This is a genomic window from Pseudomonas cucumis, from assembly GCF_030687935.1.
Classification (GTDB): domain Bacteria; phylum Pseudomonadota; class Gammaproteobacteria; order Pseudomonadales; family Pseudomonadaceae; genus Aquipseudomonas; species Aquipseudomonas cucumis.
This window is the reverse complement of record NZ_CP117454.1, coordinates 4,360,788-4,385,406: the sequence shown is the minus strand read 5'-3', so window position 1 is coordinate 4,385,406 and position 24,619 is coordinate 4,360,788. Positions and strand designations below refer to the sequence as shown.

25 protein-coding genes are annotated in these 24,619 nt (G+C 57.4%); 10 read left to right on the top strand and 15 right to left on the bottom strand.

The features are described from left to right. The first annotated feature begins 57 nt into the window (after positions 1-57). On the top strand, positions 58-948 hold the full coding sequence (locus PSH97_RS19790; protein WP_305446371.1) for an ATP-binding protein: 891 nt from the start codon (positions 58-60) through the stop codon (positions 946-948). Further along, positions 945-1,427, top strand: coding sequence for a GAF domain-containing protein (locus tag PSH97_RS19785; RefSeq protein ID WP_305446370.1), 483 nt, complete (start codon positions 945-947; stop codon positions 1,425-1,427). Before PSH97_RS19790 ends, PSH97_RS19785 begins: the two co-directional genes overlap by 4 nt. On the opposite strand, the gene PSH97_RS19780 is transcribed toward PSH97_RS19785, so the two are convergent. The 9 genes from PSH97_RS19780 to PSH97_RS19740 form a co-directional block, all read right to left on the bottom strand. Further along, entirely contained in the window at positions 1,428-4,373 is a 2,946-nt protein-coding gene (locus PSH97_RS19780; RefSeq protein ID WP_305446369.1) for an HD domain-containing phosphohydrolase, read from the bottom strand. It abuts the gene before it with no gap. Between the two features lie 49 nt (positions 4,374-4,422). Continuing rightward, a complete protein-coding gene (locus tag PSH97_RS19775; RefSeq protein ID WP_305446368.1) occupies positions 4,423-8,067 on the bottom strand; it encodes a transporter substrate-binding domain-containing protein in 3,645 nt (1,214 codons plus the stop codon). Positions 8,068-8,075: 8 nt separating this feature from the next. Beyond that, positions 8,076-8,702 carry a response regulator gene (locus tag PSH97_RS19770; protein ID WP_007895044.1) on the bottom strand — a complete coding sequence of 209 codons (627 nt, stop codon included), beginning with the start codon at positions 8,700-8,702 and terminating at the stop codon, positions 8,076-8,078. 255 nt (positions 8,703-8,957) lie between these two features. Beyond that, on the bottom strand, positions 8,958-9,362 hold the full coding sequence (locus tag PSH97_RS19765; protein WP_305446367.1) for a response regulator: 405 nt from the start codon (positions 9,360-9,362) through the stop codon (positions 8,958-8,960). A gap of 170 nt (positions 9,363-9,532) precedes the next feature. After that, positions 9,533-10,864 (bottom strand): deoxyguanosinetriphosphate triphosphohydrolase, encoded by a 1,332-nt coding sequence (locus PSH97_RS19760; RefSeq protein ID WP_305446366.1) that lies wholly within the window; start codon positions 10,862-10,864, stop codon positions 9,533-9,535. Between the two features lie 67 nt (positions 10,865-10,931). Beyond that, on the bottom strand, positions 10,932-12,095 hold the full coding sequence (locus tag PSH97_RS19755; RefSeq protein WP_007895047.1) for an EAL domain-containing protein: 1,164 nt from the start codon (positions 12,093-12,095) through the stop codon (positions 10,932-10,934). A 123-nt stretch (positions 12,096-12,218) separates the two neighbouring features. Beyond that, positions 12,219-12,560, bottom strand: coding sequence for a hypothetical protein (locus PSH97_RS19750; protein WP_305446365.1), 342 nt, complete (start codon positions 12,558-12,560; stop codon positions 12,219-12,221). After that, positions 12,557-12,946 carry a phage holin family protein gene (locus PSH97_RS19745; protein WP_305446364.1) on the bottom strand — a complete coding sequence of 130 codons (390 nt, stop codon included), beginning with the start codon at positions 12,944-12,946 and terminating at the stop codon, positions 12,557-12,559. Before PSH97_RS19745 ends, PSH97_RS19750 begins: the two co-directional genes overlap by 4 nt. 1 nt (position 12,947) lies before the next feature. After that, positions 12,948-13,262: a DUF883 family protein gene (locus tag PSH97_RS19740; protein WP_008009371.1), complete on the bottom strand. Its 315-nt coding sequence runs from the start codon at positions 13,260-13,262 to the stop codon at positions 12,948-12,950. Positions 13,263-13,327: 65 nt separating this feature from the next. Here PSH97_RS19740 and PSH97_RS19735 point away from each other — a divergent pair, with 65 nt between their 5' ends. Further along, positions 13,328-13,513: a hypothetical protein gene (locus PSH97_RS19735; protein ID WP_305446362.1), complete on the top strand. Its 186-nt coding sequence runs from the start codon at positions 13,328-13,330 to the stop codon at positions 13,511-13,513. A gap of 55 nt (positions 13,514-13,568) precedes the next feature. Then, positions 13,569-14,777, top strand: coding sequence for an ammonium transporter (locus PSH97_RS19730; RefSeq protein WP_305446361.1), 1,209 nt, complete (start codon positions 13,569-13,571; stop codon positions 14,775-14,777). Between the two features lies 1 nt (position 14,778). On the opposite strand, the gene PSH97_RS19725 is transcribed toward PSH97_RS19730, so the two are convergent. Further along, complete coding sequence (locus tag PSH97_RS19725) at positions 14,779-16,491, bottom strand: cation:proton antiporter (RefSeq protein WP_305446360.1); 1,713 nt, start codon at positions 16,489-16,491, stop codon at positions 14,779-14,781. A 209-nt stretch (positions 16,492-16,700) separates the two neighbouring features. Between PSH97_RS19725 and PSH97_RS19720 the strand changes: the two genes are divergently transcribed. The 3 genes from PSH97_RS19720 to PSH97_RS19710 all read left to right on the top strand — a co-directional run bounded on the left by PSH97_RS19720 (position 16,701) and on the right by PSH97_RS19710 (position 18,382). Then, positions 16,701-16,937 carry a glutaredoxin family protein gene (locus PSH97_RS19720; RefSeq protein WP_305446359.1) on the top strand — a complete coding sequence of 79 codons (237 nt, stop codon included), beginning with the start codon at positions 16,701-16,703 and terminating at the stop codon, positions 16,935-16,937. Between the two features lie 161 nt (positions 16,938-17,098). Beyond that, positions 17,099-17,419 (top strand): hypothetical protein, encoded by a 321-nt coding sequence (locus tag PSH97_RS19715; RefSeq protein ID WP_007895054.1) that lies wholly within the window; start codon positions 17,099-17,101, stop codon positions 17,417-17,419. 72 nt (positions 17,420-17,491) lie between these two features. Beyond that, positions 17,492-18,382 carry a pseudouridine synthase gene (locus tag PSH97_RS19710; protein ID WP_305446358.1) on the top strand — a complete coding sequence of 297 codons (891 nt, stop codon included), beginning with the start codon at positions 17,492-17,494 and terminating at the stop codon, positions 18,380-18,382. Between the two features lie 89 nt (positions 18,383-18,471). On the opposite strand, the gene PSH97_RS19705 is transcribed toward PSH97_RS19710, so the two are convergent. Continuing rightward, a complete protein-coding gene (locus PSH97_RS19705; RefSeq protein WP_038982251.1) occupies positions 18,472-18,693 on the bottom strand; it encodes a YgdI/YgdR family lipoprotein in 222 nt (73 codons plus the stop codon). Between the two features lie 76 nt (positions 18,694-18,769). Beyond that, positions 18,770-19,372, bottom strand: a complete 603-nt coding sequence (mobA, locus tag PSH97_RS19700) for a molybdenum cofactor guanylyltransferase MobA (RefSeq protein WP_305446357.1) — start codon at positions 19,370-19,372, stop codon at positions 18,770-18,772. An 81-nt stretch (positions 19,373-19,453) separates the two neighbouring features. Here mobA and moaB point away from each other — a divergent pair, with 81 nt between their 5' ends. Together moaB and PSH97_RS19690 are read left to right on the top strand one after the other, a co-directional pair. Next, a complete protein-coding gene (gene moaB / locus PSH97_RS19695; protein ID WP_008075630.1) occupies positions 19,454-19,993 on the top strand; it encodes a molybdenum cofactor biosynthesis protein B in 540 nt (179 codons plus the stop codon). Continuing rightward, positions 19,977-21,203 carry a molybdopterin molybdotransferase MoeA gene (locus PSH97_RS19690; protein WP_305446356.1) on the top strand — a complete coding sequence of 409 codons (1,227 nt, stop codon included), beginning with the start codon at positions 19,977-19,979 and terminating at the stop codon, positions 21,201-21,203. The genes moaB and PSH97_RS19690 overlap by 17 nt, the downstream gene beginning before the upstream one ends. A gap of 64 nt (positions 21,204-21,267) precedes the next feature. On the opposite strand, the gene PSH97_RS19685 is transcribed toward PSH97_RS19690, so the two are convergent. Further along, on the bottom strand, positions 21,268-21,576 hold the full coding sequence (locus PSH97_RS19685) for a hypothetical protein (protein ID WP_305446355.1): 309 nt from the start codon (positions 21,574-21,576) through the stop codon (positions 21,268-21,270). A 324-nt stretch (positions 21,577-21,900) separates the two neighbouring features. Between PSH97_RS19685 and yegS the strand changes: the two genes are divergently transcribed. Then, complete coding sequence (yegS, locus tag PSH97_RS19680; RefSeq protein WP_305446354.1) at positions 21,901-22,818, top strand: lipid kinase YegS; 918 nt, start codon at positions 21,901-21,903, stop codon at positions 22,816-22,818. On the opposite strand, the gene PSH97_RS19675 is transcribed toward yegS, so the two are convergent. Both PSH97_RS19675 and PSH97_RS19670 read right to left on the bottom strand, forming a co-directional pair. Then, the gene (locus PSH97_RS19675; RefSeq protein ID WP_305446353.1) at positions 22,802-23,461 is read right to left on the bottom strand and encodes a response regulator; all 660 of its coding nucleotides are present in this window, start codon (positions 23,459-23,461) and stop codon (positions 22,802-22,804) included. The genes yegS and PSH97_RS19675 overlap by 17 nt on opposite strands. Then, positions 23,458-24,351 carry a sensor histidine kinase gene (locus tag PSH97_RS19670; protein ID WP_305449836.1) on the bottom strand — a complete coding sequence of 298 codons (894 nt, stop codon included), beginning with the start codon at positions 24,349-24,351 and terminating at the stop codon, positions 23,458-23,460. Before PSH97_RS19670 ends, PSH97_RS19675 begins: the two co-directional genes overlap by 4 nt. Positions 24,352-24,619 lie beyond the last annotated feature (268 nt).

The following is a 24,619-nucleotide window of genomic DNA, read 5'->3' as shown; positions in this document are numbered from 1 at the left end:
CGCTGTGTTTCGTCGCTGTATCGCCATCATTACCGTGAATGAGCCCGAGGAGAAGACGTGGATTCCCGATTGAATGCTTTTCTTGAACGCGCCGATGCCGTTCTGGCCCGTATCGAACCGCTGCTGCCCGCGCCTCGGCAAACCATCGACTGGACGCAGTGCCTGGCCGCACGCTGGCAGCGCGAGGGGCGCAGCGGTTTTCTGTTGCCGCTGCAAGTCAGCCTGGACACGCGTTTGTCCGACTTGATCGGCGTTGACCGGCAACTGGAGCAACTGGGCCGCAACACTCGACAGTTTCTCGACGGCATGCCGGCCAACCACGCTTTGCTCTGGGGTTCGCGTGGCACCGGTAAATCGTCGCTGGTGCGCGCCTTGCTGTCGGAACACGCCAAGAGCGGCCTGCGGCTGATCGAGATCGAACGCGATCACCTGGCGGACTTGCCGCGCGTGGTCGAGCAGATCGCCAAGTTGCCTCAGCGCTTTGTGCTGTTCTGCGATGACCTGTCGTTCGAGTCGGGCGAGGGCGATTACCGCGTGCTCAAGAGCGTACTCGATGGTTCGCTCGAACAGGCGCCAGACAACGTTCTGCTGTACGCCACCTCCAACCGTCGCCATCTGGTACCGGAAAAGGAAAGCGATAACGAGAACTGGAAAAGGGTCGATGGCGAACTCCATCCCAGTGAGGCGGTGGAAGACAAGATCGCGCTGTCGGACCGTTTTGGTCTGTGGCTGTCGTTCTATCCGTTTACTCAGGAGCATTTCCTCAACGTCGTCGAACACTGGATCGGCCAATTGGCCGACAAGGCCGGCCTTGAGTGGCAGCGTGACGAAGAGCTGGACATCCTCGCCGTGCGCTGGGCCACGGGCCGGGGCAATCGCAACGGACGTTGCGCGTATCAATTTGCCCGCTATTGGGTCGGGCTGAAGCTGTTGGAGCACAAGGCATGATCGATTTACAAAAAAGCGGCCAGGGCCTGGAGGGCTACGGCATGCTATGGGCACAGCTGGAATCGTTGCTGGCAGACGAGCGTGATTTTATCGCTAACGCCGCACAATTTTCGGCGTTTCTGTTCAACCAGCTCGATGACCTGAACTGGGCCGGTTTCTACCTTAATCGCAACGAAGAACTGGTGCTTGGCCCGTTTCAGGGGCAGATCGCCTGTGTACGGATTCCATTCGGTCGCGGTGTGTGCGGAGCGGCGGCGACCACCTTGCAGACACAACGGGTTGAAGACGTACATGCGTTCCCAGGGCACATCGCGTGCGACAGTGCCTCGAACAGCGAGCTGGTGGTGCCGCTGGTCAAGGACGGTCGACTGATCGGTGTGCTCGACCTCGATAGCCCGAAACTCGCGCGTTTTACTGCTGACGATCAGGCCGGTATCGAGCAACTGGCGGCGATTTTCCTGCGTCTGACCGACTGCTGATCAGGCCATCAAGCCGGCCTTGATCAGCAGGCTTGGCGGGTCGACCGCATCAATCTGTTCTGGGTCGAGAAAACGCTTGGCGTATTGCAAGTAGACTTCGTCGTTGATGAACAGCCCGAACAATTCAGCGTCGATGTGGGCATCACGGCACATGGTGGCCATGATGCCCAGCGCTTCGCTCAAGGACTTGGCTTTCTTGTAGGGGCGATCGGCGGCGGTCAGCGCTTCGAAAATATCGGCAATCGCCATCATCCGCGCCGGCAAGCTCATGTCTTCGCGCTTCAACCGTTTGGGATAACCGGTGCCGTCCATTTTTTCGTGGTGGCCGCCAGCGATCTCCGCGACGTTATTGAGGTGGCCGGGAAAGGGCAGGTGACTGAGCATCAGAATCGTCTGCACCATGTGATGATTGATGATGTAACGCTCCTCGCGGGTCAGTGTGCCTCGGGTGATGCTCAGGTTGTAGAGCTCGCCCCGGTTGTACTTGTAGCGAGGTACGTCGAGCTTGAACCCCCAGGGATTGTCGGCCGGGATCAGTTCGCTGTCGGCGCGTTCGAGCAAGTGTTCAGGTTTATCCGCCAGCAGCGGCTCGCTGACTGGCAGGGTCGGCGTCGGGGTCCGGGCCTGGCGACGGTTCTCTTCCCACGAAACCCCAAGTCGATCATCCAGGGTTCGGGTCCAGGTGCGTTGGGCGATGGTGTTCAGGCGTTGCAGGTCGGCCTCGGCCATGGCCTCGCTGCCGAGGTTGCAGCGGGCGATGAACGCGAAATCATCATCCAGCGCCGCCAGGTTCGCATTGCGCAATTGCGCCAGATGCTGCTCGTCACCTCCCAGGGCGATGGCCTGCCAATAGTTGATCCAGGCATCACGCTTGAGCACTTCGAAACGGGTGCGGATTTCGTGGATGCGGTCGTTCAGGGTCTCAAGCTTGGTGGCTTTGTCGACCACGTATTCAGGGGTGGTGACTTTGCCGCAATCATGCAGCCAGGCAGCGATGTGCAGGGCTTCCCACTCATCGTCGGTGGGCTGATAGTTGCTGAAGGCCGGGTCCTGACTGGCTGCGGCCGCCTGCGCCAGCATCAGCGTCAGTGCCGGCACCCGCTGGCAATGACCGCCGGTATAAGGACTCTTGGCATCGATCGCGCCAGCCAGCAATTGAATAAAAGAGTCCAGCAACTGTTTCTGTTTGGCTTGCAGGCGTTGACTTTCGATACTCACGGCGGCGGCACCGGAAACCGCCTGGAGAAACGCGATGCGATCCGGGCGAAGTTTTTCCAGATCGTCTTGCGTGCCGCTGTCGGTCAGCAGCAGGACCAGCAGGCCGACGGTTTCGTTATGACGATTGTGCAGCCGTATACCGATCAGATGAACCCTCGGACACTCCAGTGAGAGCAAAACCTTCTGCAAATCCGCCGCCTCTTCGAAACCCAGGTGGGTGACGACATTGTTGGCGCTCGACAATTTCTGCATCCATTGAGGGCTCTGCGGATCCTGAGGTGTGTGTCCTTGAATGTCGAATGACGGCAATGCCTGTGAGCTGCCATTGATGATCAGCGCATGAGGCTCCACGCGATCGTCATCACTTTCCCGCAGGTAGAGCAGACCGGCCTGGGCCTGGCCGATCTTCACGGTTTCAAACAGCACCCGTTGCAGCAGCGGGGCGAAACGGGTCTCGGCACTCAGGCTGTCGGTGATCTGGAAAAAACTCGCCAAGGTGTCTTTCATGCGCGCCATCGACACGCTTAATTGGTCGACTTCAAGCACCGGCGAGCGACGGGAGGCCGGAAAATTGAAATCGAAACTGCGAATCGCATCGGCTTCCTGCACCAGGGCGTGCAAAGGTTTGACCAGAATTCTCGAGGTCAGCCAACCCATCGGCAGGCACAACAGCAGGGTCGCCAAGGTAATCAACGCGCCTTGCCAGCGCATGCGGTAGGCATCGACGAGCAATTCGTCCTCTGGCACCAGTAGCGCCAGTTGCAGTCCCTTCGGGCCACCCTCCTGGATGCTGCTGCGTGCCACGATCCATTGGCGGCCTGCGGCGTTCAGGCGTTTGACCTTGTGGGGGCTGGTGAGCAGGGCTGCGAGGGTGGGGCTTAAGTCTGCGGCTTTGATCAGCCGGGCCGTCTGCTCGTCGACGATCAGTTTGCTGCTATCTGGGTAAGCGATGGCATTACCCTCGGCATCGAACAGCACAATTTCGGTACTGGGGGTCACTACATGTTCGGCCAGGGTCGCTGACAGTTCAGCCAGCGTAAGGTCGGCCCCCATCACCGCCTGCTCGCCACTGCGCCGGGCCAGTGTGGTGCCGACGTTGCGGGTGGAGAAAAAAAGGTAGGGCTCGGTGGTGATCTGATCGTGATTGCCGAGGGCGCTGGAGAACCAGGCGCGGGTACGGGGATCGTAGGTCTCGTCGGGGTTGTCCTGATGGCTGATGAGGGCCAGGTTCTGATCGAAAAACAATGATTGGGAGCGGCTCTGACCGCTGCTTGAGTGTTCGATGCTCCACACCTCATACGCCGCCGAGTCCGGTGCCTTCACCAAGTTTTTCAGGGCGGCGGTACGCAGGGGACGAACCATGAAGAAGTCGCCATTGCCATAGCCCAGGTACAGCGAGGCCAGATCGGGGTTGTCCTTGAGCGATTGGCTGAAGGGCTTGAGCAACGCCAGGCGTTGCTCAAGATCGGGCGCCTCGGTTGCCGGATTGTCCGCCAGCAGGCTCAGCAAATGACGAATCGGCTGATAGGTGCGATGCAGGTCCAGACGGACATCCTGCTCGATGCGGTTGAAGAGCTTTTCGCTGCTGGAAAGAATGATCTGGGTGGTTTGCCGATAATTGAAAATGCCCAGCACCACTCCGGTCAGTAACAGCAGGAAGGTGAACATCACGCTGATATGGATGTGCAGAGGGAACCGGCGTTGCTCCGGGTGCAGTGGGCTGGGCATTGCAGCTTTCTCCATGATGATGAACTCACTGCTCAGCCTTCAAGCATAGTTAATGCTCCTTCATTCTGCTTTTGTCATAGCGTGCCATCTGGTGTTGCAATGCCTGCTCCAGTTCAAGCATGGCGCGCGCCATGGACGTGCTGCAATCGGCCACTTCATCCTGGTGGAGCCTGTTATTGCAGGCCTGCTCAAGCGCCTCGCAGCTGTCGATCAGGCGGGAGGCCTGGACGATTCGGGCCGCACCCTTGATTTTGTGGGCAATGTCGAGGAATGACTGGCGGTCCTTTGAGTCGGATAACGCCAGCAGCGCTTTGCGGTCCAGGCGGTTGCTGTTCAGCAGTTCGGCCAACAATCGCTGGTTCAGAGTTGTGTTGCCACCCGTCAATAGATGCAGCCCCTCCAGACTGAAGGCAGGAGCGCGGACCGTTGGCCTGATGCCTTCGACCCAGTGGCTCAACGCCGTCAGGCTGAGGGGTTTGAACAGGCAATCGTCCATCCCGGCCAGCTTGCAGCGTTGTCTTTCCTCCGGTTGCGCATTGGCGGTGAAACCCAGAACAGTGCAGGGAGGACGCTGCATGTGTTGTTCATGTTGGCGAATGGCACGGACCAGCTCATATCCATTCATGATCGGCATGTTGCAATCGGCAATCACCAGGTCGAATGGCTGATTCTTCCATACCTCGAACCCCGCCTCGCCATCCGCTGCGACGTTGAACCGATGCCCCAGAAACTCCAGTTGCTGGCACATGAGCAAGCGATTGGCCGGGTGATCATCGACCACCAGAACGTTCAAGGGAGCAGTGCTCGGATGGATTTGCGGCTCGACCTGTTCCGGCATCCGTTCCGCCGGCAGGGTGGCCAGGTTCAGCGAAACCCGAACCTGTGTGCCGACACCCGGCTGACTGTTCAATTGCAGGCTGCCGTCCATCATCTTGCACAGGTTGCGGCTGATCACCAGGCCCAGCCCCGCACCGCCTCTGGCTAACTGGCCGGAGTCATCGGCCTGGACGAAAGGCTCGAACAACCGCTGTTGATCCTGCTCGCTGATCCCCGCACCACTGTCTTCAACCAGCAACTGCAATTGGACCCGGCCGGGTTCGTCGGTCGGCTGCAACTCGACGCTGATTCTGATTTGGCCCTGTTGCGTAAACTTGATGGCATTGCTGACCAGGTTGGACAGCACCTGCTTGAAGCGCATCGGGTCCAGTAACACATCGAAGGGTGGTTTGGCAGGACTGAATTCCAGTTGCAGCCCAAGATTTTTCTGTCGGGCCAGCCCGTCGAAGATCCGCACCACCGAGGCTGCGGTTTCAACCAGATCGACGCGCTCCGGGCTCAGGCTCAAGCGCCCGGATTCAATGCGCGCAATATCGAGAATGTCCCCGATCAGTTCCAGTAGGTCTTTCGCCGAGTGGTACGCGACATCGATGGCCGGTCGATCCGGATGGCTGTGATCGATACGTTTGAGCGTCAGTTCGAGCATGCCGATGATTGCATTCATGGGCGTGCGGATCTCATGGCTCATGGTCGCCAGAAAGGTGCTTTTAGCTCGGTTGGCAGCATCGGCTTGCTCTTTCGCGGCCCGTAGTTCATCGAACAGTTGCCGCCGTTCGCTGATGTCGACCCAGCCGCCAATGATGCCTTGCACGTCACCGCTCGAGTCTCGATAGGGAAGAACCCAGTGATAGATCGTCAGCTTGCGGTCGCCGATGTGCAACGGACGGTCGAGAACCAGCGGCGTTCCCTCGGCCATGACGCGCTGGTAGTCCGCCTGATATTCCCGAGCTTCGAAAGCGTTGCCGAGGGCGCCCTGTATGACGCCTTTACCAATGATGTCTTCGCGTTTCGCACAGAAGGTTTCCAGGTAACTGTCGTTGCAGCTTCGCAGCAATCCCTGGCGATCACGCACATAAATGGGATGAGGCGTGCCATTGACCAGTGAGCGCATGAATTCCAGTTGATCGTTCAATGCCCGTTCGGCCGCCTGCCGCTGTTTTATCTGGCGCCTCATATAGGCGTTCCAGGCAACGGATATCAGCAGCAACACGCTGGCGCTGATAACGATCTGATAGAACACCCGGTGATAGTTGCGCCAGGTACTTTGCGAGGCCGCGGAATAGCCACGCCAGCGGCTGTTGATGATGCCCAGCTCTTCCGGTGCAATGCTCAATAGTGCCTTGTCGAGAATCCCATTCAGTTCTTTGGCGTCGCGCCCGGTCGCCAGGGAAAATGCTGCCTGTCGGGTGCCGATGGTGGTACTGATCTGAAGTGCCTGTTCGAAGATCCTTGATGAGATGAAGTAGTTGGCGATCACCAGAGAATTCACCGCACCTTCTGCCTGGCCCTCGGCGAGCAACTGCACGGCGCTGAATGTGTCCGGGGTTTCAACCAGGTTGATCCGCGGAAACTCGCTACGCAGGTAATCCACCAGGGGATTGCCTTGGGCGATCGCCAGGCGTTTGTCCTGCAATTGCGTGAGGTTTGTCGGGCTGTCGGCCGCTTTGCGCGTCAGCAGCACAAAGGAGTTTTCCAGATAGGGGCGGCTGAAGTTCAACGTCGTTTCACGTTGGACGCTAGGGAGTAGGGCAGCGATCAGGTCGGCCTGATGGTTAACGATCTGCTCGACCATCGCATCATCGCTTCGGCTGCGCAGGATTTCGAAACGCAAACCGGTGCGCAATCTGATCAGCTCGAGCAGATCCGCCGTGACGCCCCGAAAGTTGCCATCGCTGTCGAAAAACGTCAGTGGCGCAAACGCTTCATTGACCACGACGCGCACGACCGGATGTTGTGCCAGCCAGCGTTCTTCGCGGTGGCTGAGTTGCAGTTTGTGATCGGTGAGAAGAATGTCGCTGCCGGCACTCCAGCGTTTGGCAATGTTTTCTCGCTCGCTGGTGGGAATGGCCCTGAGTACCGTGTTGATGATCCCGAGCAGATCCATGTTGTCCTTTTGCACGGCAAAGCTGAAACCGTGGGCTTCGTGTTGACCGAAGTTGGCCATGCGGATGTTGTTCAGATACCCCTTGTTGATCATGTAGTGGGTTGAAATGGTGTCACCGAGAAAAACGTCCGCCTGGTCGAAGGCAACCGCATTGATTGCATTCTGGTAGGAGGGATAGGAGGTGATGATTGCCTTCGGATACAGCGCCCTGACCTCATTCAGAGGCAGATAGTGATACACCATGCTGAGCCGCATGCCGGCAAGCCCATCGGTCAGCGATCTGGTTTCTCCTTCTCGTGTCACCAGTACGGGTTGGTCCACCGCATAAGGCATGGATAGGGCAATCTCGGCATTGTCGGCCTCGAACCCATTGGCGGTGCCAAGCATGTCGACCTGGCCTTTTTCCAGCGCCTCGATCGCGGCTCCTCGGGACGCGAAGCGCTGAATTTTGATCGGCAATCCCATAGCGTTGCCGAGGATGCCCGCGTAATCGGCGGTGAAACCTTCATAGTCCTGGCCGCTGAGCGTCAGGTCGAAAGGAGGATAATCCGGAGCAGATGTACCCAGGATCAATTCACGTTTTTCTTTGACCCATTGTCGTTGTGAGATATCCAATTGGACTTCCATGTGCCCAGCCGTCGAGCGACTGAGCAGGGTGTAGTGCTCGCTGGTCGTCTGCGTCGCGAGAACCGGGGTGCTCAGGCATAAACCCGCGGCCATGAGTATCAGATAATCCTTGAAACGACTGGGCATCCTGTTTCTCACACTAACGCGTTACGTTTTGCCATATCGATGAGTTCAACCAGGGATTTGGCTTTGAGTTTTTGCATGAGTCGTTTTTTATAGGTGCTGACCGTTTTGTTGCTAAGAAACATGCCCTTGGCAATCTCTTTGTTGGTGCGACCCTGGGCGAAAAGTTGTAATACCATCAACTCCCGATCGTTAACGGATTTGAATAACTCCAGATCGGCCCAGCGCGCGTCGTCTCGACGGACAGGGTTCAAGGCCTGACTGGGGAAATAGTTGTAACCTGACAAGACTGCTTTGATCGCACTCATCAGTTCACTCAGGTCTTCCTGTTTGCATACATACCCCGATGCACCGGACTGCATGCAGCGAATACCAAAAAGTGTCGGACACTGTGCCGTCAATACCAGTGTTTTGAGTGGTGTACTCATGGCGTTGAAACGGGAAAGAACTTCCAGCCCATCCAGTTTGGGAATGCTGATGTCGAGGATGATCAGGTCAGGCATGCACTCGCGGACCATCTGCATTGCATCGACCCCATTGTCAGTTTCGCCGACGACTTTGTAACCTTCATGTTCCAGCAGCATTCGAACGGCGAGGCGAATGACAGGGTGATCGTCGACAATAAAAACGGAGTTCATAATCAAATCCCATACGTGCACAAATAAAGCGCGCACCTTAGCTCAGATAGTTGAGGGGCCGCATGAACTGAGGTCGCTGTAGCGGCAATATAGGAAAAGTCCTACAAATGAAGAAGAATAGGACTACGTATCAACTAGGTTTTGCATGAAGAAGGGCAAAAGTTCGATCGGGATAGTCAAGAGATCGAAAGCATTGAGTTAGAGGTGTGAATTGATGTTTTGATCATGTCGTTAGTGTGTTTGGTTTTTTGCGCTTTATGGAGAGGCCAAGGTCAACAAGTTTCTGAAGTCTGATTGTTTCAGTGGTTTGATCAAGTAACCGAGCAAGGGCAAATCATGGTTACAGGCCATTACTTTAAGTTCGTCCAGTTCGATGGATGTCAGACTGCTTAGAAGTATTGCCTGTCTGATCATCCCCCGGTGGCTGGCGTATGCAATCAAGTCGAGACCTGGCAGGTCGGGCAGGCATTGGTCGCACAGAAGAATATCGAACGGTTGCGCAGCCTTGAGCATGTGTTGCAAGGCGCCTTCGGCACTGTCGGTGGTAGTCAATTGAGTGAAACCATAACTCTCGAGCAGGTATTGGGTCGCTCTTAGTTGAAAAGGATGATCTTCCACCAGCAAGATGCGCCAATCATGTTTGAACATAGGGATTTTCATGCTTCATCTGTCGAGCATTGGGACTTTGATTGTTTCGCGATATGGCCGAACAATCGATCAGTCAGCTCTGCACAAGGTGTAGGGCGATTCTGTCAACGTTGAAATACAAATGAATATCGAGACATTCGATCAGCCGCTCAGCGTCTCTGACGCGGCTGATCGATACGTTTTTATCGGGGGCTTGAACGACCGGTCATTTCCAGCGCCATTTCACCGGCATAGCTGTCGGTCATGCCGGCAATGAAATCAATCATGCGCAAAAAAGAGGTATGCAATGGGCCATGAGGATCGGGCGCATTGTTGCCCAAGAGGTCGAGTATGCGGCGGTTCTTGAAGGATGGCGTGCGGCCGTTGTGCTGCTCCAGTGCCGCGCCGCAAAAGGCGTTGAGCAGGATTTCCAGGGTGGTGTAGGCGCCGATTTCGTGGAGCGTCTTGCGCTTGTCCTGGAAGATTTTTTTGCGCGCCATGTCCTTGGCATTCAAGACGCAACGTTTGGCGGGGCCATGCATGTGTTCCACCAGGTCGCCAGGCAGCGTGCCGGCAAGCAGCGCATCCTGTTGCTCGACGAAGGCTCGGGCTGCTGCGTTGGTCAGGTGTTCGATGGCTTTGCCCCGCAGGATCGCCAGTTTGCGCCGACGCGAATCCTGTGGGCCGAGCTGGCGATAGGTTTCCGGGAGATCGTCGCCCACCAGGTCCAGCAGCAGGGACTCGACTTCGGCGTATTCCAGCAGCTCCATCTCCAGACCATCTTCCAGATCGATCAGCGCGTAGCAGATGTCGTCGGCGGCCTCCATCAGATACACCAGCGGATGGCGCGCCCAGCGTTGTTCGTCCAGCTGGGGCAGGCCGAGTTTATGAGCGATCTGTTCCAACAGCGGCAGTTCGCTCTGATAGCAGCCGAACTTGTGCTTCTTGTAGCCCAGTGAGTCGGCGTGCCGAGCAGTCCACGGGTATTTCAGGTAGGTGCCCAGCGTGGCGTAGGTCAGCCGGGTTCCTCCTTCGAACTGGTGGTATTCAAGCTGGGTAAGCACCCGGAAACCTTGGGCATTGCCTTCGAAATTGAGGAAGTCATTGCGTTCGGCTTCGCTCATCGCATCCAGCCAGCCACGGCCAGCGGCCTGCTGGAACCAGTGGCGGATCGCGTCTTCACCGGAATGACCGAAGGGCGGATTACCGATGTCATGGGCAAGGCAAGCCGATTGCACCACCATTCCCAGGTCGCTCGGTTCGCACCAGTCGGGCAGGGCACTGCGGATGGTTTCACCAACGCGCATGCCCAGCGAACGGCCGACGCAGCTGACTTCCAGCGAGTGGGTCAGGCGCGTGTGGATGTGGTCGTTGCTGGAGACCGGATGGACCTGGGTCTTGCGCCCGAGACGGCGAAACGCGCCCGAAAAAATAATGCGATCGTGGTCTTTATGGAAAGGGCTGCGGCCGAGTTCTTCCGGGCTGTGCACAGGCTTTCCGAGGCGTTCGCGGGTAAGCAGGGTTTGCCAATCCAAGGCTGGTTTCTCCGTCAGGTGACTGAACCTCTAGCTTCCCGGTTCGAGCCGATACCTGCAAGAAGAACTACAGCCCCGCAGCATCAATATCGATGAGCAGCAGTCGCTCGCCGTTATCGAAAAATTGCCCGGCGGTGAGGCAGTACTGATTGCTGGTGGCATCGCGGTAGGTGTTGGAAAGCGTCAGCCGGCGCTCATCCCAACCCTCGGCCAGCAAGTGATAGAAGTAGGGGCGCCATGACCAGTTATGGCCCAGGTAGCGGTTATCGGCTTCCCAGCCGTTGTTGCGCCATTCCAGGTTGGGGGTCAGCTGCGTGCCATGGCGGTCGCATTGATAAAAACGCAACAGCCAGGGAAACGCTTCCAGTTGCGGCAAGGTGCTGAGGGGCGCGCTGGCTTGAGCCCAGGCTTGCAGGATGGTCATCAGTTCGCTGAGTTGCTGGCGCATGATCATCAGGCGAGCGCGCTCAGCCAGTTTTTGCTGAACATAGCGCTGGCGCAGTTGCGCGAAGCGCTCGACAAAGGCATCAGTGGCGAAGAAATCAGCTTGCGCACGGGCGAACAGAAAGCCCTGTACGTAGCGCGAACCACACTCCAGGGCAAAATTCAGTTGAGCTTCGGTTTCCACGCCCTCGGCGATAATCCAGCAGCCGGTTTTCTCCGCCATTTGCGCCAGTGCCTTTACCACGTCGCTGCTGGGGCCACCCAATGCAGCGGCCTGGAATAGCCGCATGTCGAGCTTGAGAATGTCCGGTTGCAGGGCCAGCACGCGATCAAGCTGAGAGTAACCGGCACCGAAATCATCAATGGCGATCCGCGCCCCGGCTTGTCGATAACGGGCCACGACTTCGGCCAGACGTTGGCTGTCGCCGCCCAGTTCGGTGATTTCGAACACGATTCGCTGCGCGTCGACGCCATGCCTGCTCAGCTGCTTGAGGCTTGGCAGTGCCTGGTCCCGGCGCAAGCGACTGATCCAGCGGGGCGATATGTTCAGGCTGAGAAACCAGTCCGGGGGCGCTTCATGCAGACGGCTCAGCGCATCATCGCGAATCTGGCGATCGAGACGACGCAGGGCGATGGCGGGGGTTCGCGGGTCGGCGAACAGCGGTCCTACTGAGGTCAATTGGCCGTCGGCCTGACGCAGTCGACCTAACGCTTCGACGCCAGCGATGCGGCCCGTGGCAGTATCGATGAACGGCTGAAAGCAGGCGAGCGGTTGCCCGTCGATCACGAGGCCTCCTTAGTGAGGTTTTATTCTGGGTAAACCTGGACACCAAGCAGGTACGCAGGATTAACCTCTCGGTAAAGAGGTTAATCCTGGTGGTATTGCAAGAATGCAGCCAAACAGGACTGACTAGTTTTTGCGCGAAGAGCTCTGCATGATCAGCTTGATCAGTGGCCCCAGCGTGACGCCCAGGCGAGCCAGCCGAGTCAGGCTGCCGATACCGCCACCCTTGGCACCTTTGCCGGTCAGAAAGCCCAACCCGATCACGGCCGCGATGCCCCAGAGCGGGGCGTGTTTGATGCCGAGGCCGTCTTGCAGGTTTTGCGTCATGCCACGCACCCGTTGCAGGGGGTGCAACAGGTGTTGGGATTCGTGGCGAATTTCCTGGCGATGCATTTCCATGCGCAGGCGGATCAGTGCCTTGCGCATTTCCGTGCGCGAGCTGTTGCGGGGAAGTTCAGACATGCTCATGGCAACAGACGCTCCCGATCATTGGCCAACTCTTCCAGGGTGCCGTGGAAGGGCGAGGACTCATCGAAAATCGCTGCTCTCAAGCGCATCGCACAGAACAACGCTGCGAGGGTATAGAACACACACAGCCCGATAATTGCGGGCAGGCGATAGGTGTCCCAAAACAGGATCAACACCAGCGTCGACAACCCCACCAGCAATAACAAGGCAAACACCAGCGTCAGGCCTGCAAACAGCAACAGGCTTACGGTGCGTGCTTTTTGTTCCTGCAATTCAATGCCGAACAGTTCGACATGACTGTGCAGCAGTCCAAGAAACGCGGCACCGAGGCGCCGCGGTGATGAGCCGGTGCCCGTCGCGGACGGGCCGGATTCGCCGATCGCCATATCAGCGCCGAGTGGCTAGCAGGCCAATCAGGAAACCCACGCCAGCCGCGATTCCGACCGATTGCCATGGGTTGGCCTGGACATAATCTTCCGTGGCGGTGACAGCAGCTTTGCCGCGCTCGCGCACCGAGTCTTCGGTCAATCTCAGGGTTTCCCGCGCGCGCAGCAGACTGTCATGGATCTGCTGGCGCAACTCATCGGCTTGATCGCCAGCCAGGGATTTGGTGTGTTCCAGCAACCTTTCAGTGTCGGTGACCAGCGTCTGAAAATCTTCCATCAGAACTTCTTGAGCAGTCTTTGCTGTGGTGCGTGCCATTGGTGATCTCCGTAAGTGGCTTCTGAAGCGTTCGAGTATGAGCCTTGCGTGAAGGTTCAGTACAAATGACTGGTACAACTTTTGCTGTGTCGTGGTGCGTCAGCCTGCGCCATTGCGCTGTTGCCGGGCATGATTTCAGTAAAACCTTAACTCAAATAATCAAAACTCGCGCAGAGGCTGCGGTTTTGTGCGCCAAACCGGTTCATCCAGATCAGCGCTGCGGTCTGGGTGAGCTGCAACTTGGTGCGTAAGCCATCTGCGCGAACTGCTTTGGTGCTTTTTTTCAGCCTTCAGGTCTGCCAATCCATGGAAAATCTGCAAAGTGCTGTGGACAGTCTGGTCCATAGCTCCAATACGTTGTTCATCCTTATCGGTGCGGTCATGGTCTTGGCCATGCACGCCGGTTTTGCCTTTCTCGAGGTGGGTACGGTTCGACAAAAGAACCAGGTCAATGCCTTGTCGAAAATCCTCAGCGACTTCGCCATCTCGACCCTGGCCTACTTCTTTATAGGCTATTGGATTTCTTATGGGGTCACTTTCATGCAACCGGCGGCGGTGATTACTGCCGACCATGGCTATGGGCTGGTGAAGTTTTTCTTTCTGCTGACCTTTGCTGCGGCGATACCGGCAATCATTTCGGGAGGCATCGCCGAGCGTGCCCGGTTCGTCCCTCAGTTGTGTGCGACGGCGCTGATCGTGGCATTCATCTATCCCTTCTTCGAAGGCATGATCTGGAATGGCAACTTTGGTTTGCAAGCCTGGTTGCTGGAACGGTTCGGTGCCAGTTTTCATGACTTCGCAGGCTCCGTGGTGGTTCACGCCATGGGCGGCTGGCTGGCACTCGCGGCGGTGTTGTTGCTCGGCCCAAGGCAAGGTCGTTATCGCGACGGAAGACTGGTGGCATTCGCACCGTCGAGCATTCCCTTTCTTGCGTTGGGTTCGTGGATTTTGATCGTCGGCTGGTTCGGCTTCAACGTGATGAGCGCCCAGACCCTGCAAGGGGTCAGCGGGCTGGTGGCGGTGAACTCGCTGATGGCCATGGTCGGCGGCACCGTGGCGGCGTTGATCGTCGGGCGCAATGACCCGGGCTTCCTGCATAACGGCCCATTGGCCGGGTTGGTGGCGATCTGTGCAGGCTCGGATCTGATGCATCCGGTGGGCGCGTTGGTGACCGGTGCCATCGCCGGGGCACTGTTTGTCTGGTGCTTTACTGCGGCTCAAGGCAAATGGCGTATCGATGATGTGCTGGGCGTCTGGCCTTTGCATGGACTGTGTGGTGTCTGGGGCGGGATCGCTTGCGGCATCTTTGGTCAAACCGCCTTGGGTGGTTTGGGGGGCGTGAGCCTGATCAGCCAGTTGATCGGCACTTCTCTGGGGGTGATCGTAGCACTGGCCGGCGGTTTTGCGGTGTATGGCGCGATCAAGGCGTTCCATGGTCTGCGCCTGAGCCAGGAAGAGGAGTATTACGGCGCGGACTTGTCGGTGCACAAGATCGGTGCCGTGAGTCAGGATTGAATCAGCGTTCTTCATCGTCGGTGCCGGGGTAAAAACCGTGCAGCAGGCGATAACGGTCACGCCGTACCTGGTCGACCCGGTCTCGCACCTGCTGGCCGGGTATGCCCAGCATGATCAGCGCGTGGGAGGCGAGCATCAGGCTCGACTCCAGCAACTCGGGTACGACTTCGCTGGCGCCGGCGGCCTTCAACTCGGCCAACTGACTGTCGTCCCGTGTGCGCACCAGGATCGACACGCTCGGGTTGAAGCGGCGTGCTTCCTTGAGGATCAACAGTGCGATGTCCGTCTGGTCCACGGCGACCACCAGCAGTCTGGCGCGTTCCAGCCCTATCGCGACCAGCAACTCGCCGCGACGTGAGTCGCCGTAATGAACACAGCTTTCATTGACGGCTGCTTCCTGAACCCGCACCGGGTCGGTATCCAGCGCAATGTAAGGTTGATCTACATTACGCAGGACCCGCCCGATGGATTGGCCTACGCGGCCGTAGCCACAAATTACTACGTGATTGTGCAAGCCTGCATTGAGCGCGCTGATTTCTTCGAGCTCGGCTTCTTCGTTGGGCTTGTGGTGCAAACGTGTGGCGATGTGGGGAGCTGCGCGCAGCAGTAAAGGCGTTACCAGCATCGAGCAGAACGTGGCGGCCAGCAGCAGGCCACCGAAGTCAGCGGGCATCAGTTTGTTCTGCTGCATCTGCGCCATCAGGGCAAAGCAGAATTCGCCCCCTTGAGCCAATGCCAGGCCGCTGCGCCAGGCGGTTTCGACATCGCTGCCGCGCCATTTGACCAGCAGCGCGACCACGGTGCCTTTGATCAGCAGCAACACCAGCGTCAGACCGAGAATCAGCAGGCCGTGGCTGGCAAACAGTCGCAAGTCGATCAGCATGCCGATGCTGACGAAGAACACCCCGAGCAGAATGTCGCGAAACGGACGGATGTCCGCCTCGATCTGATGCCGGTAGTGGCTTTCCCCCAGTAGCATGCCGGCGAGAAAGGCGCCCAGGGCTGGGGAGAGACCGAGCAGGTGAGTCAGCCAGGCCGTCAGCAGAACGATCACCAGCGCCAACAGCACGAACAGCTCAGCGGAGCGGGACCCGGCGACTTCATGAAACAGGCGGGGCAAAAACCAGCGACTGACCAGCAGCAGACCGACGAACAGCACGATAGTCTTGCCCAACGTCAATGGCAGCGCCCAATACCAGGCCTGGTCGCTGCTGCCGGCGAACACCGGCACCAGGGTCAGCAGCAACACCGCGACCACGTCCTGGAACAACAGCACGGCAATGGCATTCTGGCCGTGGCGGCTGAAAAGCTCACCGAGGCTGCTCAACTCCTTGCTGACAATTGCGGTGGACGACAGCGCCAAACCGGCACCGAGTAACAGTGCAGATATGGTTGGCATGCCAAATAGCATCAGCAACCCCCCCAGCACTATCCCGGAAAGCAGCACTTGCAGGCTGCCCAGGCCAAAAACCACTTGGCGCAGTGCGAGCATTTTCGACAAGGAAAACTCAAGCCCGAGAGAAAACAGCAAAAAGACCACGCCCAACTCGGCAAGGTCGGGTAAATCTTCGCTTTCATTCACCCAGTTGAATGCTGTCGGCCCGATCATCAGCCCCACGCACAGGTAGCCCAGCACCGGTGGCAAGCGCAGGCGCTGGAACAGCGCAATCACCACCAGAGAGGAGGTGAAGATGATCAACAGATTGGCGAACACATAAACTCCGGGTGAGGGTTCTGGCTACTCAAGCGTAGAGGCAAAAAAGAGGCGAGCATCGCGCAAGTGGCAGTTGAGGCGAATGATTTGCGTCAGGAGTTTGCCGAAATCTCTTGAAATCAGCCATTGCTCAGACAGATCGGGCGGCGGCTCGACGGCTTTTGATAGCGGGCCTAGAATGAGCGCTTACTTCGATGGGTCTTTTCGTCATGCTTCCTGAATGTCAGCTGTTCGGCACCGTTGGTTGCCATCTCTGTGAAGTCGCCGAAGCCATGCTGATGGAATTTGTCGAGCGCGGTTTGTTGGTGGAGCTGGTGGATATCGCTGAGGACGAAACGTGGTTCGAAGCTTACAGTCTGCGTATTCCAGTGTTGCGACGGGTCGATACCGGCGCTGAGCTGGGCTGGCCGTTCAGTGCCGATGAAGTGGTGGCCTTCCTGCGGTAGGGGGTGGGGCGGTGTTCCCGTGTGTCGAACTTTATGATTGATACCTTGGCTTAACCGATGTTATTCGGATACTGTATGCGTATACAGTTACTCCGATTGCCTGCCATGCTTTTCCCTGTTTCGGGTTTGGCAGCCGATCCCGGACGTCAGAGGGATGAACCTTGGTCAATGTCGAACAATTGAAGAACAGCGTGAACCGGATGTCGGCGGACGTGGTGCGCGAGGCCGTGCTCGAATTGCGTTTGGATGGCCTGGTCACGGAGGGGAAAACGCCCTTCAACAAACTGCATTTCAATACCTGTTTCGCCGAAATCGAAGCCTTGTTCCAGCGTGCGGGCTATCACCGGCAGCTGGATGTCGTGGGCTATCAGGGTTTGTTGTATGCGCTTTATGACCCGGGTCGCTGGGAAGCGGTGGATGTGCTGCGCTGGCTCAAGGAGTTCACCGAGGCGGCCGCTCGAACACAGTCGATACCGGCCTGAGGATTCTCTTCTAGGTTCGTTCCGGCCACTGTTGGATAATGCCGCCCTGCATTGAGGATTAGAGCTTTTCGTATGTCCATTTCATCTTTTTCTGCTGCACATAACCAGGCCAGCACGCTCTATCTGCCGCCGGGGCCGTGGCAGACCGTACTCGATTGCCTGTGCGAGCACTTTAGCGCCATCGGTCGTGAACAATGGCTGGACAGAATTGCTCGCGGTCGTGTCCTCGATGGGCAAGGGCTGCCGATCGCCTTGGACCTGCCTTACAAGGAAGGTCTGCGGATTCATTATTTTCGTGAGGTGCCGGACGAAAAACCGATCCCGGTGGTGGAGTCGATCCTCTATGCCGACGAGCATCTGGTGGTGGCAGACAAACCACACTTTCTGCCCGTGACTCCGGCGGGCGAATACGTGGAGCAGACATTGCTGCGACGGCTGATCCGTCGACTGGATAACCCGCATCTGGTGCCTTTGCATCGCATTGACCGGCATACGGCGGGGCTGGTGCTGTTTTCAGCCAACCCTCAGAGTCGGTCGGCGTATCAGTCATTGTTTCCTACACGACAGATCGAAAAGCGCTATGAAGCTATCGCCCGGGCATTGCCGGAACACTCCTTCCCGCTGATCCATAAAAGTCGACTTATCGATGGCGAGCCGTTTTTTCGCATGCAGGAAGGTCCGGGTATCAGCAATACCGAGACGGCTGTCGAGGTCAGGGAAAAGAACGGTGAACTCTGGCGTTATGCGCTGTACCCGGTGACGGGCAAGAAACATCAGTTGCGAGTTCACATGACAGCCCTGGGGGCCAGCATCTGCAATGATCCGTTCTATCCGCGGGTGCTCAAGGACGTTGAAGATGACTATGCCAACCCCTTGAAGCTGTTGGCCCAAGGGCTGCGATTTGTCGATCCGGTCACGGGGCAGGAAAGAGAATTCGAAAGCACCATCACCTTGCAGTGGTGATCACAGGGTTAACGATTCTGCTTTTCTTCAGCCACGAAAAAGCCCGCTTTTAAAGCGGGCTTTTCTGTATCCGGTTGTCGCCGTAAAGATTACAGATCTTTAACGGTACGGACCTGATCTTTGTTGACGCGGGTTTGCTTGCCATCCAGTTGTTCGAATTCGTAAAAGCCCGATTCTTCATCGTACTTAGGCGCGTCGACGGCCTGGATTTCTCGACCGTCATTCAAGGTGATCACTGTAGGTGATGCGCAACCGGCGAGGGTGGCAAGGCCCAGTGCGAGCATGAAAGTGGCGAGGGTCCGTTGAGTCATGTGTGTGTCTCCGAATGGGAATTCTTTTGATTGCTGAGCTTGAGACGTATACAACGCGCGCAAGTTCCTTCGCCTGTCAGTCTGACACAGTGCGGTGTGTGCTTAACAGTTCCGGCGTATTGAGATTGGCCAGGCGAGCGTCGTTATCCGGGCATTGCAGGGCTGTGGCGCCCAGTTTGCGCATAAGGCGGCCCGGGCTGCGCTCGCCTTCGTTCCAGGCGGTCTCGAAAGCTGCTGAAAGGGCGACTGGAATCATGCACAGCAAGGGTTCCCAGTGTTCGCCATGGCGCAGCATCAGCGGTTTGTCCGGATGCTGCCCGGCGGTTTCACGCATGCTCTGGAGCAGCGCCGCATCGATGCGTGGCACATCGCAGGGCAGCACCAACAGATGAGGATGGCGGGCAGCTTTCAGGCCTGCGCGAATACCTGCCAACGGTCCCGGAAAGTCGCCTTCGTCGTCATGGACCAACTGATCCGCATAAGGCGCATATTTTTCCAGGTTTCTGTTGCAGGAGATGATCAGGTCATCACTCAGCGGGCGTGTCTTGCGGTGCAGATGCACGATCAGCGGTTCGCCGTGCCAATCCAGCAAACCCTTGTCCTGACCGCCCATGCGTTGGCCGCGCCCGCCAGCCAGGAGCAGAATGGAGCAAGGCGCCAGAGGTGTATTCGAGGTCATCGCGCTTCTCCATGGGGGCGGCGAAAAAATGAGGCGCTGTGATATAACACCGGGCTGTTTCTCCTACAACTGGACGAGCCTATGAAAGCCAAGGCTGATGTACCTTTCGCACCGCTCAACATCGCGGTGCTGACTGTCAGCGATACCCGTACCCTGGAAACCGATACCTCAGGCCAGGTCTTCGTCGACCGTTTGAGCGCTGCCGGTCATAACCTGGCGGCCCGTGTATTGCTTAAAGATGACCTCTACAAAATTCGCGCGCAAGTCGCCAACTGGATTGCCGATGAAGTCGTGCAAGTGGTGCTGATCACTGGCGGTACCGGGTTCACCGGTCGCGACAGCACACCCGAAGCCGTGAGTTGCCTGCTGGATAAGCAGGTCGATGGTTTTGGTGAATTGTTCCGGCAGATATCGGTAGCGGATATCGGTACCTCGACTGTTCAATCCCGGGCCTTGGCCGGTCTGGCCAATGGCACGCTGGTCTGCTGTTTGCCGGGCTCGACCAATGCGGTGCGCACCGGTTGGGACGGCATTCTCGCCGAGCAACTGGATTCGCGTCACCGTCCATGCAATTTCGTGGCCCATCTGAAACAGGCGGCACCCTGTGAAACCCGTGGGTAAGCCAGGCAAGACTGGCAGTCTGATGGCTGTCGAGGTGGCACTGGCGCGCTTACTGGAAATGGCCGACGCCTCGAAGATTCGCGAACACGAACGCTTGCCGTTGGCGCAGGTTCAGGGGCGTGTACTGGCCGCTGACCTGGTCTCGACACTTGATTTGCCGCCTTGGCCCAACAGTGCCATGGACGGTTATGCCTTGCACCTGGCCGACTGGACAGGACAGCCGTTGGTGGTCAGTCAGAAGATTTTTGCAGGCCAGGCCCCGGAGCCTTTAAAGCCAGGTACCTGTGCACGAATCTTCACCGGCGCGCCGGTGCCCGCAGGCGCCGACTGTGTCGAGATGCAAGAGAATGCCGAGGTTCAGGCGGATGAGCGGGTACGTTTCACCGAGACCATGAACCCAGGACAGAACATCCGTCCACAAGGTCAGGAAACCACTGTTGGTGAGTTGATCTTGCCCGTCGGAACGCGTCTGGGGGCTATCGAGCAGGGGCTGGCGGCATCGCTGGGATGCGCTGAGCTGGACGTGGTTCGCAAGGTTCGTGTTGCGGTGTTGTCTACCGGTGATGAGTTGATTGAGCCCGGCCTGGCCCTTGGGCCGGGACAGATCTACAACAGTAATCGAGTATTGCTCTGCAGCTGGTTGCAGCGCTTGGGTTGTGAGGTGATCGATGCTGGCATTCTTCCCGATGATTTAGCGACCACTCGTGCCCGCCTTGGTGAGTTAAAGGATGTCGACCTGATTCTTTCGACCGGTGGCGTATCGGTAGGAGAGGCCGACTTTCTGGGCATTGCCTTGCGGGAAGAGGGCGAATTGACTCTGTGGAAGCTTGCCATCAAACCAGGTAAGCCGCTGACGTTCGGGCATTTTCGTGGCGTGCCTGTGATTGGTTTGCCCGGCAATCCGGCGTCGACCCTGGTGACTTTTGCTCTGTTGGCAAGGCCCTACCTTTTGCGCCGCCAAGGCGTAAAAGAAGTTGAGCCCCTGAAGTTTCAGGTGCCGGCAGGGTTTGTCTGGCCAAAGGCTGGTAACCGACGTGAGTATTTGCGCGGACGTCTGGAGAACGGCCGGGCAATCATCTACGGAAATCAGAGCTCTGGCGTACTGCGCAGTGCTGCCTGGGCTGACGGTTTGGTCGAAGTGCTGGAGGACCGTACGCTGATCGAGGGTGATTGGGTGAGCTTCATCCCGCTGAGTGAAGTCTTGAGCTGAACAGGCACTGGTTTTGCCACGCAAGCCCGGTTGATGGCATTGGGCTTGCGTGCATGATCATTCGTCAATTTGCCAGAAGTGTTACCACCTGGTCGAAGCGGCTGTTGGCGATCCAGGCCAGAAGTCCCAGGATCACGGCTGTTCCGCCAGCTGAATAGGCAAGCCTGTGTTTGATGGATTTGACGTCACCCCGGACTTCATCCATGTCTCTGCGGATGTACTTGAGGTGAGTCTCCAGTTCAATGACGCGAGGTTCCATATCAACTTCTCCGGCGGGCTTTGCGCTGTTTTTGATTTCAGCCTGATGGTTGGCGCGATTTTCTGCGAACGGCGCGACCGGGGTTACCGGTAGTCTGAAGTCATGGCTTTGCATGGAGTAACTGGCTCCTTGCGTTAAAACCATTCAAGTGACCAATGCCATTGTTGCTTGCGCTTTTTGAGGCCCTCAAGGGGGTTTCATTCATTGTTGTCACGTCCCTGTGTAAATTAACGGGTGATAACTGATAACCGAGATCCAACGGTGTACCAATTGTTCGGGTGGGTCAATTGAGCCGATTCCTTATGTTTTGTAAGAAAAAATACTGCTCTGTAGGACGCACGTTTCCTTCCCTTGGAAATAATTGGAATCCTGTCGACTTTTATCAGGGGCTGCGAGGTCAACATATCCTATGGAATTGCGGATATGGGAGTAGCAAAAATGAGCGATCGCAACGCGCTGTTGATTCTGCATGGCAAGCAGGCACTTAATGAGGAGGTCCGTGCAGCCGTCGAAGGCAAGCGCCAGCAAGGCTGGAAACTGGCTGTTCGACTGACCTGGGAGGCCGGTGATGCGCAGCGGTTGGTGAAGGAAGCGCTGACGGCAGGTTATACGCAATTGATTGCCGGCGGCGGTGATGGCACCTTGCGTGATATTGCCGAAGCCATGGCGGCGCATTCGACGCAGGCAAGCCTGGTGCTTTTGCCCTTGGGCACCGCCAACGATTTTGCTCGCGCCGCCGGTGTGCCTCTGGAGCCCGCGCAGGCGTTGGATCTTCTGGAGGCTGCCCCGCGAGCCATTGATCTGGGCGAAGTCGGCGGGCAGGTTTTCCTGAACATGGCCACGGGCGGCTTTGGCAGTCAGGTCACGGCCAACACCTCCGAGGATCTGAAAAAAATTCTTGGAGGCGCCGCTTATCTCTTCACGGGGTTATCGCGCTTTAGTGAGTTGCATGCGGCCTATGGCGAGTTGCAGGGACCGGATTTTCACTGGCGCGGCGAATTGTTGGCATTGGGCATCGGCAATGGCCGACAGGCTGGCGGTGGTCATGTGCTGTGCCCTCAGGCGCTGGCTGACGATGGACTGCTGGATATCAGCATTTTGCCCGCGCCACAGGAATTGGTCGGTACCTTGAAAGACCTGCTGACCGATGGCTTCGGAATCGACAACATGTTTGTGCGCGCTCGTTTGCCATGGGTCGAGATCAAAGTTTCGGAGGGCCTTTATATCAACCTTGATGGTGAGCCTCTGGAAGGCGACAGTCTGCGTTTCTCGGCGCGCCCGGCGGCATTGCGTGTGCATTTGCCCGAGGGCTCGCCGCTGCTGAGCGTCTCGAATCCAGCTAATCGTCCAGACTGATGATTTGCTCACGCACGGCGAACAGCACCAGGCCGGCCACATCATAGATCTGCAAGCGTTTCATGATCTGCGAGCGGTGGGTTTCGACAGTCTTGATGCTCAGAGCCAGGCCATTGGCGATTTCCCGGGTGGATTTGCCACGAACAATCAGTCGCAGGATTTCCAGTTGACGTGCCGTCAGGTTGTGCGAGTCCTGGGCTTGCACCTGATTTTTCTGGGTTCGGGTCAGTGCCTGATTGATGACGGTATGGGCAATGGCCGGGCTCAGATAGCGTTCGTTATTGCGCAAGGCATCCAGGGCATGTTCGAGTTCGGTGGCTGTGGTGTCCTTGAGCAGGTAGCCATGCGCCCCTGATTCCAGTGCTTGCATGATAAGCGCCGGGTCAGTGTGCATCGACAGGATAAGTACTTTGCACTGGGGGCGTACGCGCTTGAGTCGCTGCAAGGCTTCAAGACCACCGGTTTCCTTCATGGAAATATCCAGCAGAATGATGTCCGGGGACAGCTGCTCGACCATCTCGACCAACAGCGAGCCGTCATTAGCCTCCCCGATTACCGCATAGCCGGGAATATCCAGCACCAGAGCGCGCACGCCAGCCCTGATAAGCGAGTGGTCGTCCACCAGAAGTAAGTTACAAGTCAATGCATAACCTTATTCGTACTGGCCCGTTCTAGCGCACGGGGCGCCCACGGGAAGAGTGCTTCTATTTGAGTGCCTTTGCCGGGTTCGCTGATCACGGTCAGTGTGCCACCTAATTGATCGATCCGTTCCGACATCCCGGCCATTCCGCGTTGCCCTTCGCGAGCGGGATCTGCCGCTGGCGCGAAACCCAGGCCATCATCGCGGATCAACAGGGTCAGGCCCTGGGGCTGGCGTTGCAGGCGGACCAACAGATTTTTGGCCTCGGCATGACGCAGTATATTGGTCACTGCTTCTTGAGTGATTCGAAAAGCCGCCACCGCCATTTCTTCCGGTATGCCCGTCAAGCGTTGATGGCATTCCAGGCTCCAATGCATGGAGGTATTGGCCAGTGTCTTGAGTAAGTGTGCGCGCAGACTGGCTTCCAGCCCGAGACTGGCCAGTTGTCGCGGGTTCAGGATGGCCGAGACGTCACGAACCTTGGTCAGGGTTTCGTCCAGCGTATCGCAAAGTACCGAACACTGACCCTGCAGTTCTTCGGGCAATCGACGTTTGAGCCATTCACTTTGAAGTTTTGCGGCGGTCAGCAATTGACCGATGTCATCATGCAGTTCCCGACTGAGCCGGTGGCGTTCGTTTTCCTGCACTTGGAGCAGTCGGTCAGCCAGTTCTTGAGGTTGAAACTTTATCGATTTGCGCGAGAGGCAATGTCCCACCCAGACACAGGTCAACGCTGCACTATTGAGCACCAGCAGACTCAACGGCAGAGGCATGGACAAGCTATAGACCAGCAGGCTGCCAAGCGCCGAGCAGGTGCACAGTAAAAGCGTGAACCGGCGCGCGTTTTTTCGAGAAGGTGGCCGCAGGGTAATTGACTTGAGGCTGGCGTACATAGCGGATGGAGCCAATGGAAGTTCGCTGCGGGCAGACCGGCCATAAAGGCTGACGGGTCTCTGTATGGAAATTGTTGTGAAGTCGCCTTCATGGCTGTGGTTCAGTGCTGGAAATGCAGCCTTCATGGTGCTTGGCTGGAGTCACTGTGCCATTAATTGGCGTCAACTAATGGTCGGCATACTACCACTTAACATACCGTTGGTCGCGTACGGTATATAGTTCGATATAGTTAAAATATGGAATCTGGACGATGGTTCCACAATGGAA